The sequence below is a fragment of the Stenotrophomonas sp. PAMC25021 genome, assembly GCF_004795795.1.
In the GTDB taxonomy this organism is placed as follows: Bacteria; Pseudomonadota; Gammaproteobacteria; order Xanthomonadales; family Xanthomonadaceae; genus Stenotrophomonas; species Stenotrophomonas muris.
Window position 1 is genome coordinate 2,275,850 of sequence record NZ_CP039255.1, and the last position, 16,576, is coordinate 2,292,425.

11 protein-coding genes are annotated in these 16,576 nt (G+C 57.5%); 6 read left to right on the top strand and 5 right to left on the bottom strand.

Annotation, left to right across the window (positions count from 1 at the left end; translation table 11 throughout):
- Positions 1-11: 11 nt before the first annotated feature.
- From E5790_RS10705 to E5790_RS10725, 5 genes are all read left to right on the top strand, one after another.
- Complete coding sequence (locus E5790_RS10705) at positions 12-773, top strand: ferredoxin--NADP reductase (protein WP_075075814.1); 762 nt, start codon at positions 12-14, stop codon at positions 771-773.
- A 66-nt stretch (positions 774-839) separates the two neighbouring features.
- Positions 840-2,168 (top strand): site-specific integrase, encoded by a 1,329-nt coding sequence (locus tag E5790_RS10710; protein WP_136191741.1) that lies wholly within the window; start codon positions 840-842, stop codon positions 2,166-2,168.
- Between the two features lie 2 nt (positions 2,169-2,170).
- Positions 2,171-4,168 (top strand): hypothetical protein, encoded by a 1,998-nt coding sequence (locus E5790_RS10715; RefSeq protein WP_136191742.1) that lies wholly within the window; start codon positions 2,171-2,173, stop codon positions 4,166-4,168.
- Positions 4,168-6,171, top strand: coding sequence for a hypothetical protein (locus tag E5790_RS10720; RefSeq protein WP_136191743.1), 2,004 nt, complete (start codon positions 4,168-4,170; stop codon positions 6,169-6,171). Before E5790_RS10715 ends, E5790_RS10720 begins: the two co-directional genes overlap by 1 nt.
- The gene (locus tag E5790_RS10725) at positions 6,168-6,674 is read left to right on the top strand and encodes a hypothetical protein (RefSeq protein ID WP_136191744.1); all 507 of its coding nucleotides are present in this window, start codon (positions 6,168-6,170) and stop codon (positions 6,672-6,674) included. The genes E5790_RS10720 and E5790_RS10725 overlap by 4 nt, the downstream gene beginning before the upstream one ends.
- Positions 6,675-6,716: 42 nt before the next feature.
- On the opposite strand, the gene dsr1 is transcribed toward E5790_RS10725, so the two are convergent.
- Positions 6,717-10,541 carry an anti-phage defense-associated sirtuin Dsr1 gene (gene dsr1, locus E5790_RS10730; protein ID WP_136191745.1) on the bottom strand — a complete coding sequence of 1,275 codons (3,825 nt, stop codon included), beginning with the start codon at positions 10,539-10,541 and terminating at the stop codon, positions 6,717-6,719.
- 409 nt (positions 10,542-10,950) lie between these two features.
- Here dsr1 and E5790_RS10735 point away from each other — a divergent pair, with 409 nt between their 5' ends.
- Positions 10,951-11,631 carry a hypothetical protein gene (locus E5790_RS10735; protein ID WP_136191746.1) on the top strand — a complete coding sequence of 227 codons (681 nt, stop codon included), beginning with the start codon at positions 10,951-10,953 and terminating at the stop codon, positions 11,629-11,631.
- Between the two features lie 135 nt (positions 11,632-11,766).
- On the opposite strand, the gene E5790_RS10740 is transcribed toward E5790_RS10735, so the two are convergent.
- Genes E5790_RS10740 through E5790_RS10755 form a run of 4 tightly spaced genes read right to left on the bottom strand, consistent with a single transcriptional unit; the run spans position 11,767 to position 16,575 of the window.
- Complete coding sequence (locus E5790_RS10740; RefSeq protein WP_008267212.1) at positions 11,767-12,012, bottom strand: hypothetical protein; 246 nt, start codon at positions 12,010-12,012, stop codon at positions 11,767-11,769.
- A 39-nt stretch (positions 12,013-12,051) separates the two neighbouring features.
- Complete coding sequence (locus E5790_RS10745) at positions 12,052-12,693, bottom strand: hypothetical protein (protein WP_111206085.1); 642 nt, start codon at positions 12,691-12,693, stop codon at positions 12,052-12,054.
- Positions 12,694-12,709: 16 nt separating this feature from the next.
- Positions 12,710-13,408, bottom strand: coding sequence for a HupE/UreJ family protein (locus E5790_RS10750; protein WP_008264906.1), 699 nt, complete (start codon positions 13,406-13,408; stop codon positions 12,710-12,712).
- Positions 13,409-13,437: 29 nt separating this feature from the next.
- The gene (locus E5790_RS10755; protein WP_111206084.1) at positions 13,438-16,575 is read right to left on the bottom strand and encodes a CusA/CzcA family heavy metal efflux RND transporter; all 3,138 of its coding nucleotides are present in this window, start codon (positions 16,573-16,575) and stop codon (positions 13,438-13,440) included.
- Between the last annotated feature and the right edge of the window lies 1 nt (position 16,576).

The following is a 16,576-nucleotide window of genomic DNA, read 5'->3' on the forward strand; positions in this document are numbered from 1 at the left end:
CCCGAAAAGTCGTGCCTGTTCAATTCCCCCTCAAGCTGGTCGGCCGCCGCATGCTGGCCCCGACCGTCGGCCACTACCAGTTCGTGCGTGACGATGGGCAGCCGCTGGATTTCCAGCCCGGCCAGTTCATCCAGGTCCATTTCAGCTACGCCGATGGCACCGAAACCAAGCGCAGCTACTCGCTGGCGACCATTCACGACCACGCACTGGGCCCGGGCGAGGCGGTGGATATCGCGGTCAGCTTCGTGCCCGGTGGCGCTGCCACCGCGCTGTTCGAGGCGCTGGAGCACGGCGGCCAGATCAGTGCATCAGGCCCCTACGGCCGCTTCTGCCTGAATCCCGGTGACCACAATGCCCGCTACCTGCTGATCGCCACCGGTACCGGCGTTACCCCGTACCGCTCGATGCTGCCGCTGCTGGAAAAGGCCATGGCCGAACGTGGTGCGCAGATCGTGCTGCTGCAGGGCGCGCGCAGCCCGGGCGAGCTGCTGTACAGCGAGGATTTCTACAGCTTCGCCGAAAAACACCCGAACTTCCGCTATGTTCCATGCCTGTCGCGCGAACTGCCCGCCGATCCGCATCCGGACGTGCAGCACGGTTACGTGCAGCAGGCGCTGGCCGGTTTCACGCCGGACCCGGCCACGGACATCGCCTACCTGTGCGGCAACCCGGACATGGTGGATGCCTGCGCCGAGCTGCTGAAGGCCGCCGGCCTGGGCAACCCGCAGATCCGCCGCGAGAAGTACGTAAGTTCAACCCCTTCAAAGGCTTAAGTGGCCTATTGACCTTGGCGAACAGCGGGCGTACCGTCCGCTGCAGGTCAGCTCGGAGTCAATCCGATGCAAGTGGTTATGCCCCCTGAGGGAGCCTTTGCACACGCGCCTAAGTTGCAGCATGTACCGATTCTGATCGGTGACGATGGCTCATACCCAATTGAAGCCAACCGCTACCTCGATGAGCGCAGCAACGGGGAATGGCAACTTCCTCGCGACCGATCAAAAGCAAAAGCTGAGAGTGAGCTCTTTTACGGGCCCATCCCAACCTTGCGCTCGCGAAGAAACATGGCCGCAAGGCTTTCTATTTTTCTCGAATGGTGCATAGATCAAGCCACTGATTGGCGAGAAATTTCCTACAACGAGAATATCCTTCATCAGTATCAACCGGCACTCCTGAGTGGTGACGGATCCCCGAGTGGGAGGCAGTTGGATCCCGCTACAGTTAACCTCTACGTCAATGAGGCGTGTCTATTTCTGACCTGGGCCAGCGAGCGCGGCTATCGCCTGCCCATGCAGATACCTGTAAGAAAAGTTGCATACACCTACATATCGCCCACAAGCTCGCAAAGCGGAACACTGCGCTCAAAGACTGTGCGGATCGGTTCTCTAACTGCGCCGGAAGCTCCGATCATCCTCCCTCCTGACAGGGAGGTTGAGATGTGGTTGAAGTCGATTTCGGTGCGTGCGCCCGTAAAAATTCTGATCTTCGAGCTGATCATCCGTTCTGGCCTCAGGATCTCGGAAGCCAATCAACTACGGGTCACCTGTTTTCCAGCAAAAAGAACGAGCGAGAGAACCAACTGGCAACCCGACTGGATATTGGCTGGTGAGGTTCCGCTAGTGCTCAAGTATGGCACTAAGGGAGGCAAGGTCAGTCCTGGGTCAGACCTTGGCACAAGATGGCGTACGGTATTTGTGCCACTAGATCTTGCCGAAAGGATCTGGCACTACATTTCGGTGATTCGACCGACCCAGCTGACGAGATATCACATTGGTGATAGGAAACACACCAAGCGGACAGATCGTCTGTGGCTTGGAGAAGGTGTGAACCGACCTGTGAGCAATGAGATGCTTCGCCGGATTTGGACTTCCGATCGGCATTGTCCCAAAGGATGGCACCCTCATACAGGAAGGCACCATTTTGCGGTGGAGAAGATCTGCGCCCTGACGCGGGCGCAGTTGGCCCTCGCAGGCAACTCAGAGCTGAGTGGTGCTGACTTCGGTTGGTTGCATGGGCTCATGGCCGGACAGGTAAAGATGCTTCTCAGTCCGCTTCTGGGGCACGTTGATGAGCGCACGACGATGCAATACCTGCGCGCTGCGGTAGCCAAAATTGGTCGTGATCGAGGGCATCCAGCAATTCGTTGGAATGCGATCATCGACGAGGCATAGACGTGAGAGCGCGTGAAGATACAGGGGGAATGCCTGGGAAATGGGTGGTGCCCTGTACACATCCGGACCTCATTAGCACGGGGAAGATCTATGACTTCTCGATTCTGGCGACTGGTGCAAGTGATGCCCCGCCCATTGCCGCAGTCAGGCATTCCTGGAAGGGGGGATTCACTGGTAGGCCGGAGCTGCTGCGCGATCTATGGCCTACGCTGAGCGCGAGTATTGAAGGCATCGCATCAGACGGTGCAGCTGCAAGAAGGGGGGCACTGGTGTCCTTCTGGAGATTCCTCGATGCACTTGAGGGATACATGGCCTCAAATGGAATTCCATTCAAACGGGTGGTTAGACTTCGCGATCTGACATCCCGGCACATTGCCCTCTACACAAGCCCGGGTCCGGAGGGTGCTTGGGATGCCACTATGGACAGCAGAGCTGCCGTCGTCCGCGCGATTATAAAGACCGCGATTAGCTACCATGAACTTCCAGAGCTAGTACTTCCAGTTTTCAGGATAGCCTCGAATCGCCGCGAGACCCCATCCGAAGAGCACGGATTGGCCGTCATTAGGTTGCTACGAGCGGAGGCACTGAAGGTTCTACAGCGGTGGAGGAGAACGGACAGACTCATTCCTCAAGGACGCGATCTGATCGAGTTGTACAGAGAGAATCCTGAGTTCATGAATGCCCCCGACTTCGTATGTACGGAAGCGGATGCGCACGCGACCTATCGCGCGCTCATAAGGCTGACGGGAAATCCAGTGCCTCGGCGATCTCAGTTGTTGGCGATCTTCGGCAAGCGCATCAAAAGACTCCCAAGCTGGTGGGCGCACTACCCCGATGACCACGAACGATCAGGAAGCGAGGTCGGCTGGCACGATCTGGTTGCCGGAACCTATCCTACTAGCGCAGATGTCTCAATTTTCTTCCTGCTCTTTGTAGCGCGGAGCGCCTGGAACCCCGCAACCGCAGCATCCCTGAACTTGAGCGACTGGACGGCAGTCTATGATGAGCAGCATGCATGGATCTATGCGCCTAAGGACCGGGCCAAGGGGGCCGCGCAATGGACTGTGTCACGGGTAGGCGATGCGACGGGCTGTCATTCGTTAGTTGAGCTTCTTCTGAAGCGGACAGAAGGGCTTCGAGGCCATATCGAAAGAAACCCGCGCCTGTGCCCTCTCCCAGACGTTGTCGCTCGTAGTCCATGGGTGGGCGTAACAGTGCGCGGACGGCGACAAGGGGTGTATGTAGTAAATCCTCGCACAACTCGAACTGCAAACAACTGGCTCGCCTCTCTGATAGAGCAACTCGATGACGGCACCCGTACAGCTTCCGAGACCATGTCAATTGGACAGTTCAGAGATGTCGCCGCGGCTGCGATCTTCAAGGATTCTCAATACTCGAACTGGGTAATGATGGTACTACTTGGTCACAAGAACCTCATGACCACTAGGCACTATGGCTACCGAAGATCTTCTTTTGAGGAATCCTTCTCGCTTGTGTCCGAAGTGATTGATGACTTGTTCTCCCAGCTTCGGGTCAATCGTGTGTTCGACGTAGCCTTGACGAGGGCGAAGCTCGCAAAGTTGGACGTCAGTGAAGCCGAGATCGAAAAGCTGAATCAAGCACGCCGTCATAAGACCTACGATGGAAGCGGATGTGCAGATCCTTACAGCCCGCCAGCAGTCATTGATCCAGGCAATCCGAGAGATGGATGCACTCTATGCGTCCAGCAGCATAGGTGTGCTTCCAGCGGCTGCCCTAACTGTTTTGTGTTCACGGACAGCCTGGACTTCATCTGCCGGCGTGTGGCAGAGCTAGAGGCAGTTCGGACCTCCGTAGGAATGGTCCGGTTCGATGCTGGATCAGATGCAAGTGACCTGGCGCGGCTTCGCCTAACCGTTCTTCAATGGCCAGCAGATGCAGTGAAGTTCGCCATTGATAAGTGGGCGGCAAGGATAGTCTCCGGTGAGCACATGCCAATCTACTTCGCAGGGCAGCACTGATGAAAATGGTCAACCGGTCTCTAGTAGCAGGCAACCATGAACTCCTAGCTCCTGACGTGGAGGTGTCGCTACTGTCGATTAGTCCGAATGAGCTGAGGGTGGCGCCGGAGGCAAAGCTGAAGCAGCTTCAGAAGCTTGTTGGAATGGGGGACAACTGGGGCGTTCTTCGTATTGACGACGAACATCAGTCTGGCCTACGGACCTCTGATCTCGATCTAAGGCTCTATTCTGGAAGGGGCAAGACGTGCAAGGGGAAGCACTCACCCTTCGTAGTTCGAGAGCTTATGAGGCTGGCGATCACGATGGCGATAATTCCAGGCAAAACCGGGAAGGTGTATAGATACACAACGATCCGGACGCTCATTGCCAATCTTAAGAGGGCGATCCAGCGTACAAATGTACGTCCAAGCTCCAAGAGACTCTGGAGCCTGGTCGAACGCGCTGGCCTGACGCAGAAGTACTCTGACTGCCTTGGGGTGGTTGAGTACTACCACCGACTGGGGTGTCTTCCCGATGGCCCCGCGCCCATGCGTCCAACGGTTCATGGAATGAAGGCTGCGCGAGATCGAACGGGTGAACCTGAGCACACAATCCCGGTCAGCATAGCGAAACCTCATCAGCCATACTCAGATGAGTTCGTCTCCGAAGCAGGCTCGATGGCACTGGTGATGATCGAAGTCGTTGGTCCTACTTTGTTGGATGCCGTAGAGGCCGCACTCGCCGCTACTGAAACTACTCGTGATCTGAAAGACGGTCCCTCGCCATCTCCCAGTCGCCGAGCTGCTCGCGTAAGCAATGCTGTGATCCGGTCATGGGAATGGCGGGGGCCTGACGGGGAGCCGCTTATGGATGCCCCGCTTCAATTTTCGATGAAATCCGGGCGAAGTGGAAAAACCGTCGCATGGCCGCCTCGGACGTTACCCCAGGCCTTGCGCCTGATAGTGGTTCTACAGGGTGCACACGCTTTTCCGGTGGCTCTTTCTGGCGGTCCCCGACATGGTGAACTGCTAACGATGCAGATCGGCTCGCTTGGCAAGCGAGGTGGTTCCAGTGTTTACGAGTTCAGAACCTGGAAGTTTGAGAATCCCGGAGGGAGGCAGAGTGAAGCGCCAGCGCCGTCAATTGCCATTCAAGCGATTCTGCAGCAAGAGCGCCTAGCGAACATTTTTCGACGGCACCACGGCCTAAAGGGGAACGGCCTGTGGGTTTCCCCAAGATATCCAGATAAGGTGCCGAGCCTTGCGCATGTGTTCAATAGCTTCGTGGAGATACTTGGCCTGGAGCGCTGGCTCACCGATGGTGGTATGAACCCGCATCGTTTCCGAAAAACCCTCGCTCGAATTGTTGCTCTAGCGCTTGTCCATGCGCCAAAGATTTTGATGGATGTCTTTGGGCACAGGGATGAACAAATGACAATCATGCGCTACATACTTTCGGATCCAGGAATTCTTTCCGAAGTACAGCAAGTTGTACGTGAGATGCTTATTCTAAAGGGAGTGGAGGCGATCAATAAGGCTGATGAGGTTCAGGGGGCCGGCGCAGAGAAGCTACGGGGGCGTGTGGCGCTGTTCGCGCGCCGGCTGGGTAAGTCCGCCCTTGATCCGCAGAACATCAGGGAGTTCGCCCGCGCGATGACTGCTGAGGGCTCTTCTTGGGCAGTTGTCGCACCAGGAATAGTGTGTACGAACTTCACCGATGGAGGCCTTTGCAACAAGGGGCATGGTCAGGCTAATCCACACTACTGTCATCCTGCATGTGAGAATCAGTTGATTCTCCCTGACGACGAGGATAAGGCGTCCAGAAGCGTTGTTCAGGCCATCGAGACAGTTCAGTACAATCTTGAGTTGCTAGAGCACGCTTTCGTGGATGATGACGTTATGCTCATTGCTCAGTTCCGGGGGCAGATCAAGTCCGTGCTCGGCAGGTGGAAGAAGGTGGACGAATACTTCTCGAAGAGCAGTTTGCTGACGCGTCTCGTACCCAATGTGGTACTTCTGAAATGAGACAAAAGAAGAGTCTTGCCGAGCTTGGAAAGGAGCGGACGGAGGCGTTCGTTGCACGCCTTCGATCAACTATGGCCGAGATTGACAGGGAGATATCGGAGAACGACGGAGTGTATCCACGGAACTCTGGTCGGCTGAATGTTGCAGAGCTGTGTCGGCGGGCAAAGGTAACAGCGGTATCGCTGCACGGAGAGAAGCATGCCGGCACCACAAAGCTCGAGGTGCAGGCCTGGCTCACGAAACTTCGAGTGGACGTTCCTACGAGCGTGAAGGCCGCCAGACGAAAGTCCTACTCACAAGGGCTGGGATGGAAAGAGAGGTACGACGGTATTTCTGCGCAGTTCAAGAACATGTACTCGATCGAGGTGGTGCAGCGAGATGCAAAGATCGCCGCCTTGAAGAAGGAGATTTCTGAGCTGAAGTCACAGATCAAGAAGCAGCGCGAGGCGGGCTCAAGGGTGGTTGGAATCGAGAGCGGGAGAAGGAGAAAAGCGAGTTCGTAATAGGGCATCTCGCAAGCTTCGAATGATGCCCCGCCAGAACTCTTAGGAGCGCGTTCGCACCAGCTCCTCAAGTCGATGAAACTGGTTGTTTTGCTCTAGGTCGGGAGCGGCGGCCCTTACTTGAGCTAGGCATTCATTCAGTCCTAGAGGCGCCCATTGTTGGGATCCAACAACGGCACCCAGCAGATCTAAAGCCTCAGTTGGCGACTGGCTACAAAGGCCAGATTCTCGTAGAAGATGGACGATGTTGTCCGAATTCGCTACCGGCTGAAGCCAGTCACGTACCGCCTTCAATGCGGAAGGGAACTCATCCCGGGCCGCGATGGCGAGTCGAGCTAAGGAGGCAGCAATGCTGGGTGTAGCTAGATTGCGCGATTTTGGCCAAATCTCCTGCCAGAAGGGTTGGACTCGATTTCTCCAGAAGTCTTCGCGTTGATCGCCTGCGGCCTCCAGTGCTTGGGAGAGCGATTGTGCGGACTTCTCCAGTCCATCCTGTGGAAGCTTGCCCAATGCAGATCTAAAGTCGTCCCGAGAGTAGCCTTCCAATGGCCCTAGGGCTGAGTGCGTTAGGAAAGCAGAGAACTGTCCTCGGTGTTCACCAAGGTCGGCGTAGTGACCGGCCGTCAATAGGAACTGCGACTTCAATGCCACCATCAATGGCTGGTACAGTCGCGGTGACCAAAGAAATCCTTCCCAGGCTGCTTTCGCTTCGACAGGGTTGGACCAATCGAAGAGCGGTAGTAGCGTCGCTTCGGTCCACGCCCGGTCTACGCGATACAGGGCGATGAGTCTAGATGCGAGCAACACCCTGCCATGGCGGAATCGATCTACTTCAACATCGCATATGGCGGAGAATGCCGCCTTAAGCTCAGGGGGAAGTAGGTCTCCATCGTTGGGCGCCCTCTTGAACCATAGATTGAGCAAGGCGCGCGTGGCATGCCCAATGGGGTGATTAATCGCCTCCGAGACAGGGTTATCGATTGGCTCGCCGTTCCTTGTCATGCCACTACTCAAGGGGATCGGAAGCGCAAGCACTCGATCGGTGAGAGTCAATAGGAGGCTCTCGCGATTCGCGCCGCTTCTTGAAGTGGCCTCCATCCACCACGCTACAGCAGGTGCGATCTCGGACAGAACTTCATCAGGCATTAGCAGTACCAAAGGCGATGCGTACTGCCAGGAGCGGGCTGCCATTGAATCGTCCGACCAAACCTGAAGCGCCTCGCGCCATCGAACTGCGGGCCAGACGTCTTGGTGAGCGAGGTCGCAGAGCGCGGCAAGGCTATGGAAGAAGCGAGTACGGCAGACATCCCGCCAAGTGTCCTCATAGAACGGTCTATGGGCAGGCCTCGGCGATTCAAGCCATTCAACTAGCTCCTTGCGAGTGCGAGGGGCGACGTCGACCTCTCTGCCGTCCTCGAAATCCGGATCTCCGGTGCCGCTCATCCAGTGTGAGAATTCGTCCTTCTCGTTAGGGTCCAATCTCAACTCAGGATGCGCGATGGATATCTCCGCTAGGCGCCTTGCTGCAGACACACCAAGATGTAGGCCCGAGGACTCCAGCTTCGCTAGACGAATCCATACTGCGCGAGCAACCAGGCGATCCCAGCGTTCGGGCTCCAGATCATCGCGATACATCTCGCGGGGAGGTCCTGCCAAGATGCCATTCTCCAAGCGTGCTTGAGACGCGTTGTCTAGAATTCTCCCCTGGAGAACAAGAAGCCTCAGCACTTCGCGTGCGGTGCACTGCGACCACAGCCACCGCCCCTCATCCAGTAGCAGCCAATCGACCCACTGCTCCTGCTCGATGCAGTTGTCCTGGCTGGCCGCAAACAATGCCAGCCGCTTGAACGTGGGATACGGGATCTCGAACCATGCCTGAGCCATGAGCGTGGATCTCGACTCATCCGTAGCTCGAACTGCTAACCAAGCGTCGCGTAGCAGTTCAATCAGGCTAACCCAGTCTCGGAAGGACCGGTTCTGCCAATGGGGCGTGATTGATGGAAGGTCCCAGTAGGATCTATCGACAAGGTCATCTGCCTCTCCTAGATCTCGAAGAAGGCCCAGTGCGTCACAGAGCAGTTGCTGTAGGTCCGAATACAGGAGCGGGAGTGCCTTCTCCCACTCACCCTTAGACTGATCCTGGAGGACCGCATGTACATTGTCCTCCGCAAGCACAAGGTCCCAGTCAACCAACTGCTTAATTCGCACTGTCTCGTCTGCACCATCGGCCACTTCGCCGTCCCAAACAAATGGACGCCTTAGTGTGATCTTTGGGCTGAGAAGGCTACGAAGTTCCATCCGAAGAGACGTGTTCAGTCCCTCACGTCTAAGACGCTTGATCCAACGATATAGCAGCCCCCCTGACAGTGGGGTCTTGAGTCGGCCACCGAGCACGATTCTCCAAAGAGTTCGCATCTTTGGATCGGGCACACCCTTTGGGGCGTCCAGGCGAATAAGATCCAGCTCCGAGACTTTGCCATCCCGTTCCAGTGTGGCCAGACGCTCAAGTTCGGAGTCGACTAGAGAGATCCAGCGACTATCCATCTGCCCGCCACGCTCTGCAATCCATATGATCAATCGTGGATCGTCCAGATGACGCACAAGCCAGCGTGCGAGCTGGAACATCAATCCATCCCATCGGCTGGCCATACTTCCAGAAGACGCCAGTGTCATAGGAGGAGCGTGATCATAAGGCGCAGGCCTACGAACCAAACTGAATCTGAGTTCTGCATCCTCCTCCTTAACCGAGGAGAAGCCAAAGCGGGCTAGATCCCTCTGCAAGAATCGCTCATGGGAAAATGCCTCGAGGAGCCACTCAAGCGGGGGAACTGGATTGAACTCCGCGAAGCGCTTCGCGGGGAGGCCTGACTTGTCTGAAAGAGCCCACAGCATTCGTCCAACAAAATCGTCCTGGAGCGTGCTGTCCTGAGGTTGGGCCATGGCGTGCTTCGCAACAATGGCCTCTTTACCTTGAACTCCATCGCGATAGACATCTGCCCAAGTCCTGATTGTGTCGTGCAACGCAGAGTGGTCATGGGTAGCAGGCTGAACCCTGTAGAGGATAGGTCTAACGCCCTTAGCTTCCCACTCAAGAGTCTTCAGATGCTCTTTCCCGGCTTCGCAATCTCCGAACGCCCACGCCTGCGGGGTAACCTCACCGAGCATTCGATCTGCTGCTAATGCGTCCATCATGTACCGGAGGACCGGATCGTCAATGCTGTATCCAATGAAGCAAACGACATAGTTGCGAAAAAGTTCGCTGACGAACCGCGCGGCCCAGCGTTCGGTCAAGTAAGCCAAGCCGAAGTCACCACTGGTGGCCACTAGTCGATGGAGTGCTGCATCATCCTCACTCTCCGGAAGCAGGCCATGCAGAAAGACAAGCCCATCCCAGCGGCTGTTCTTAGGGATCGGCAGCATTGGAGCGGGATAGGCCGGAAATGGTTGGCCCATGCGCTTCGCCGCCGCGTGGAAGGTTCGATCGAAGTTGGTAGTCACCAATCGCAACGCGCCATCCCGGCTTCGTGCTAACCGAAGAAGCGCTGCTTGGGTGTCAACTGCCCCCTTCCGACGAAGCTTGGGTCTCAACGATCTCGCTAGGGCGCGTCGTACTGCCAATCGCTGCCCAGGCAGTCTCCTTTCAAGCAGATCGAGAGTCGCGTCGAACTTTGAACGATCGAAGGCGGCACGCTCGATATCCGTGAATGATGTCCCATTCAATTCGTAGATCTGTTCAACCAGTCCTTTGAAGCCAGGTAGCCCTGAAGGGTAAGAGACTCCGGCGCCGCAGAAGAAGACTACTCGCCCCTCTTCGTGTGCCTGCAGAAGTGCTTCTGGGATGTCCGGTCCGTCGACTATGAACTGCATTGCATCTTCCTCTGAATGCTCTCGAGCAGAGTGTAGGTTCAAATCAGAAAGAATGGGCGACTCGCAGCGTCCGATACAATTCTGCTTATGAAATCAGTACAGATGCACTCCGATGGTCCCAAGTGCTGAGATATGCCTGAGTGAGCTCGGAGCCTCTTTGCGGCAGTAGCTATCATTTGTCAGCAGACACAGCTTCGACCCCATGCAGATATGGACAGGCTTGTAGTTCGAATGGGCAAATCACCGGACACGTTGGCGCGAAGAGGTTGTGGCCTCCGCCGCTTTAGTGAATGCTACAGTCAATCACAGTAGAAGCCGAGAATTCAGTGCTCCATTGGAAACTAGAAATTGAATTGTTCCAGTTGACGGGATGGCATACCGATACCCGCAGCATACGGACGAGGCGCATATGGAACCGGTGAATCCGAGGCATCCAAACTCAGAGTCTTTCGGCGTGACTCTTTTTGACGCCGATAGCAAGAAGCACGCTCTTCGCCTCAAGGTGACCCACTTATGCGACCCAGAAGGAGGGTCCGGTGAGCACTCCGGCATCGAAGTGGCGATTGAGTACGTCGACGGGCCATTGTCGTCGATCCTAACCGCAGATATCGCTCGATGGATTGGTACAGCAGAGACGAAATCTGGTGATGCTGATCGGTCGGCAAGCGTGGACGTTGGTGGAGGCGTAAGAGAGTTGCCGCGGCAGCTCCGTGGAGCGGGTCTCGGAACCGTCGCGCAGTCCATCGTTGTAATCTGGGCAAGGCTAATATCGGAGAGGCCGGTGCAGCACATTACGTTCGCGCGGAGCGACGTAGTTGATCCAAGAACTGGAAGGATCGATACGGAGGCCATGAAGCGTAGGCTCAGCTTCTGGGAGAAATTCGGCTTCACTTTCGAACTTCAGGACGAGGGCGTTACAGGACGATCGAAACCTATGAGTAGCCACTATCTCGTTGTACCAGATGTGCAGAGCCGTAGCTGCCGGGGCTGGACCTTGGAGCTGTCAGAAGAGCTGGCCGCATTCTTCGATTCAGCAGTAAGGATGCTGGAATTCCCCGATCAGGAGACCGGATCGCAAGGCTCAAATTAGCGTTGACATGATGAAGTACGATTCAGAACCTTGCGCAACTGACAGTGATAGGACAGCGCTTCCGCTATTTGTCTCACTCAAGGCTAAAGACGAATGGTCCGGCTCCACACAAGCCGAACCATTCGCCGCAGACTATTACTTCTTCTTGGCAGCGGACTGCGCCTGAGCGTCGCACCGGTCCTTCAGCGCCTTGGTCTGAGGATCGGCAAGATCCACCTTGAACTTCGTCCGGTCAGCCAGCTGTTCACACGTAGCAGGCTTTGCCTTAGGCGCCTCCTTCACTTCCGACTCGGCATGAAGCGCCGGGTCATGTGCGAAGGCCGATGCGGACGCTGCAATGGAAGCGAAAAGGACGCTGATGAGGGCAAAACGATTCTTCATGTTGCTTCTCCTAGGTTGATTTCGGCGTTATGCCGGGTGTTACGGCTGGTAGAGGTCGGCCTGGTAGCCGGTAATTTGCACCTCGATGATCACGGGGGTGCTGCCGCGGTTCTGCCAGTACCACCCATGGGTACCTTCAAAGGGAGCAATGAACGTTCCCTCAGCCTGACGCTGGGCGCCTTCAACGGCGTAGCTGGTCCATGGGCCCTTCACGTCGGGACGCTCGCCATGCATGTCCACGGCAACATCAGAGGTGGCCTTCCAGCTGAAGACCATCCCTGCGCCCTGAGCCATATGGGCCTTCACTTCCTGGCCCTTACCAGGGGCAAGCTCGATCGTCAGTGAGTCCTGCCGTAGAGGAGTGCTGGCGAGAGAGACAGCGGCGGGTTCGAAGGCCTGCTTGCCATTGCTCCCGAAGGCAACCTTGGCCTTCTCGAACAGCGCCGAGACGGCTTCGGCGCTGCCAGCAGATGCCGGAACGGGGGGAGCTACGGCATCTGCCTGGTCAGTGGAGGCTAGGGCGTCCAGACCCAGAACCTTGCCTACGCCCGTAGGGTCGATTCCGTACTCCGCGGGAAGCACGGTGGTGAGCAGAATCACCCCTGCAACGGCAGCGGCCAGGGCGGTGGATTTCAGCAGCTTGCGAGTGCTGGGCAGCTGATTGGAAAGCGTGATGGACATGAGTACCTCTGTAGATTCAGGAAACGAAGTAGCCGGTGAGCTGCATGCCAACAAGCACGAAGCCGGCGCACATAAGGGCGGTGTTGATGCTGTACGCCTGCCGATGGAATGACGGCAAGCGGCGCCAGAAGCCCATCACGATCAAGATGCCTGCGAGCGCGAGCAGCTGTCCGATCTCGACCCCCACGTTGAAGGCGAGCATGTTTGGAACAAGCCCGTCAGGTGAGAGCGAGAAATCCTGCAGCTTTGTCGCTAGACCAAAGCCATGGAAGAAGCCAAAGATCAGCACGGCGGCTTTGGTGTTGGGCTGTACCCCAAACCAGCGCTTGAACGCGCCCATGTTGTCCAGCGCCTTGTAGACAACCGACAGACCAATGATTGCGTCGACCAGGTACGCATTCACATGCAATCCGCCCAGGACACCTAGCAGCAAGGTAGTGCTATGCCCGATCGCGAACAACGTCACGTAGATGCTGACATCACGCATCCGGTACAGGAAGAAGATCACCCCGAACAGAAACAGGAGGTGGTCGTATCCAGTCACCATGTGCTTGGCGCCGAGGTACGTGAACGCGATGAGCTGCAGGCCGGTACTGTCTTCCAGGAATGCCTGGTCGCCTTCACTGACGCCATGCGCCCAAGCAACGCAAGGCAGAAGGATGGCTGCAAGCAGGTAGAGCCACGCTTGGGTTCGTTTGGAAATGGTCAACTGCATGTTCCTGGGAGGGGTTGAGATGGACGGGTTCACGCTGCGTCCTCCTTCCGCTCATCCCCTTCGCGGTGGATGAGGCGATAGAGCGCCGGCAACACCAGCAAGGTCAGCAGCGTGGAGGAGATGATTCCGCCGATAACGACCGTCGCCAGCGGGCGCTGAACTTCCGCGCCAGCCCCAACGTTCAGGGCCATTGGCAGGAAGCCCAGGCTGGCAACCAGGGCCGTCATCAGCACGGGGCGCAGCCGGGTCAGTGCACCTTCGGTTACCGCTTGGTGCAGGGGAGTGCCCTGTTCCCTAAGGCTCTTGATGAAGCTGATCATGACCAGGCCGTTGAGCACGGCGACTCCCGACAGTGCGATGAACCCCACGCCTGCAGAAATGGACAGGGGTATGTCACGCATCCACAGAGCCACCACGCCACCGGTCAACGCAAGTGGAACGCCGCTGAACACGATGGCAGCATCCTTGCCCGAGCCGAACGCCATGAAGAGCAATCCGAAGATCATCACCAGCACGACCGGAACGACCACGGACAGCCGCTTGCTGGCAGAGATGAGCTGCTCGAAGGTGCCGCCGTACTCAATCCAGTAGCCTTCTGGCAACTGCACCTCCTGGCCAACCTTCTCCCGCAGCTCCTCTACGAATGAACCAAGGTCGCGACCACGTACGTTGCTGGTGATGACGACGCGACGCTTGCCGTTCTCGCGACTGACCTGATTTGGGCCGGGCGCAACTTCAACCTTGGCCAGCTGCCCCAGCGGAACGAACGCTCTCTGTTCGCCGGAACTGGCCCCGGCGGCGACGGCTACCGGCAGCGATGCGAGCGTCCGGGTGTCCTGGCGCAGGTTCTCGGGCAGACGAACGACGATGTCGAAGCGACGATCACCCTCAAAGACCTGACCGACCGCCTCACCGCCCAACGCCACCGAGATGGTCTTCTGGACCTCATCGATCGAAACGCCATAGCGGGCCAAAGCATCCAGGTCAGGCGTGATGGTCATAAGAGGCAGACCACTGATCTGCTCCAACTTCACGTCTGCGGCTCCTGGGATGGCACCCGCGGCGTCCTCGATCTGGCTGCCGATCTGCGCCAGCTGGTCCAGATCGTCTCCGTACAACTTCACTGCCACCTCAGCGCGCACACCGGCAATCAGCTCGTTCATACGCATCTGCACGGGCTGGGTGAACTCGTAATTGTTGCCGGGAATTGCCCGAACAGCCTTTTCCAGCTCAGCAATGAGCTGCGCCTTTGGCTTGCGGGGATCAGGCCATTGGTCGCGATCCTTGAGCATGATGAAGGTGTCTGCGACCGACGGCGGCATGGGGTCGGTCGCTACCTCCGCTGTGCCGATCTTTGCGACAACTTCATCGACCTCGGGGAACTTCTTGATGGTCGCTTCAAGCTGGCGCTGCATGCCGATGGCTTGCGTCAGACTCGTGCCGGGAATGCGCAGCGCGTGAAGCGCAATATCACCTTCGTCCAGATTCGGAATGAACTCAGTGCCCATGCGACTGGCCAGAAGACCCGCCAGTACGGTGAGGACGGCTGCACCACCCACGACCAGTTTGCGAGCGCTGACTGCCCGTTCCAGCATCGGGCCGTAGAGCTTGGTCACGCCCCGCATGGCCTTGGTTTCCTTCTCTGAGACCTTGCCCGTGACAAACTGAGCAACTGCAGCGGGAACGAACGTGAGGGACAATGCCATCGCACCGGTCAGCGCGATAACGACGGTCAGGGCCATCGGGTGGAACATCTTTCCTTCCACGCCGGAGAGCGCAAAGATCGGGATGTAGACGGCGGCAATGATGAACAAGCCGAACAAGCTGGGCTTGATCACCTCGGCACTGGCGCTTGCGGCCAAGGCAAAGCGCTCATCCCGGGTCAACAGACGCCCCAGGGCGTGCTGACGCTCGCCGAAGCGGCGCAGACAGTTCTCAACAATGATGACCGCGCCGTCCACGATCAGACCGAAGTCCAGGGCACCCAAGCTCATCAGGTTTGCTGAGACACGGTTCTGGACCATACCGGAGATGGTCAGCAGCATGGTCAAAGGAATGACCGCGGCCGTGATCAGTGCGGCGCGAAGATTTCCGAGCAGAAGGAACAGCACCGCAATGACCAGCAGGGCACCTTCCAGCAGGTTCTTCTTAACGGTTTCAATGGTGCGGTCGACCAGCTCCGTACGGTCATAGACCGGATGTGCGCGGACACCTTCTGGAAGCGTCTCGTCGATCTCCTTCAGCTTGGCTGCGGTTCGCTGAGCGACTTCGCGGCTGTTCTCACCAATGAGCATGAATGCGGTACCAAGTACCACTTCCTTGCCATCCTTAGTCGCTGCACCCGTTCGCAGTTCGGTCCCCTCGTGAACGTCTGCGAGGTCACCGACGCGAAGCGGCAGCCCATCGCGATTGGCGACCACGATCTTGCGCAGGCCGTCCATGTCCGCCACCTGGCCAGGAACGCGCACAAGGTACTGTTCGCCACTCTTTTCGATGTAGCCGGCACCCACGTTCGCGTTGCTGCGCGCCACGGCTTCCATCACATCCTGCATGGTCAGCTCGTACGCCTGAAGCTTGCGCGGGTCAGGCGTGATGTGGAACTGCCGCACATAGCCGCCGACGGTGTTGACCTCTGTCACACCTTTCAGATGACGCATCTGGGGGCGTACCACCCAATCCTGGAGGGTACGAAGCGCCATCGGCGTCCAAGTCTCTTCAGCTCCCTTCTCGGCTTCCACGGTGTACATGAAGATCTCACCGAGACCGGTGGCGACCGGGCCCAGCGTTGGCTTCAGCCCAGTTGGAAGCTGGGATGCGGCTTGCTGCAAGCGCTCGGCCACCTGCTGCCGTGCGAAGTAGATGTCGGTACCGTCTTCGAATACAACGGTGACCTGGGAGAGACCATAACGCGAGATGGACCGCGTGTACTCCAGCTTGGCCAGGCCGGCCAAGGCTGTCTCGACGGGGAACGTTACCCGCTGCTCTGCCTCCAGTGGAGAGTAGCCTGGTGCTTCGGTGTTGATCTGGACCTGGACATTGGTGATGTCAGGGACGGCGTCGATTGGCAGCTTGCTGTAGTTCCAGATGCCCAAGCCTGACAGCGCCAGGACCAGAAGCAGCACAAGCCATCTATGCGCGATGGACGCGCGAATGATTCGCTCTAGCATG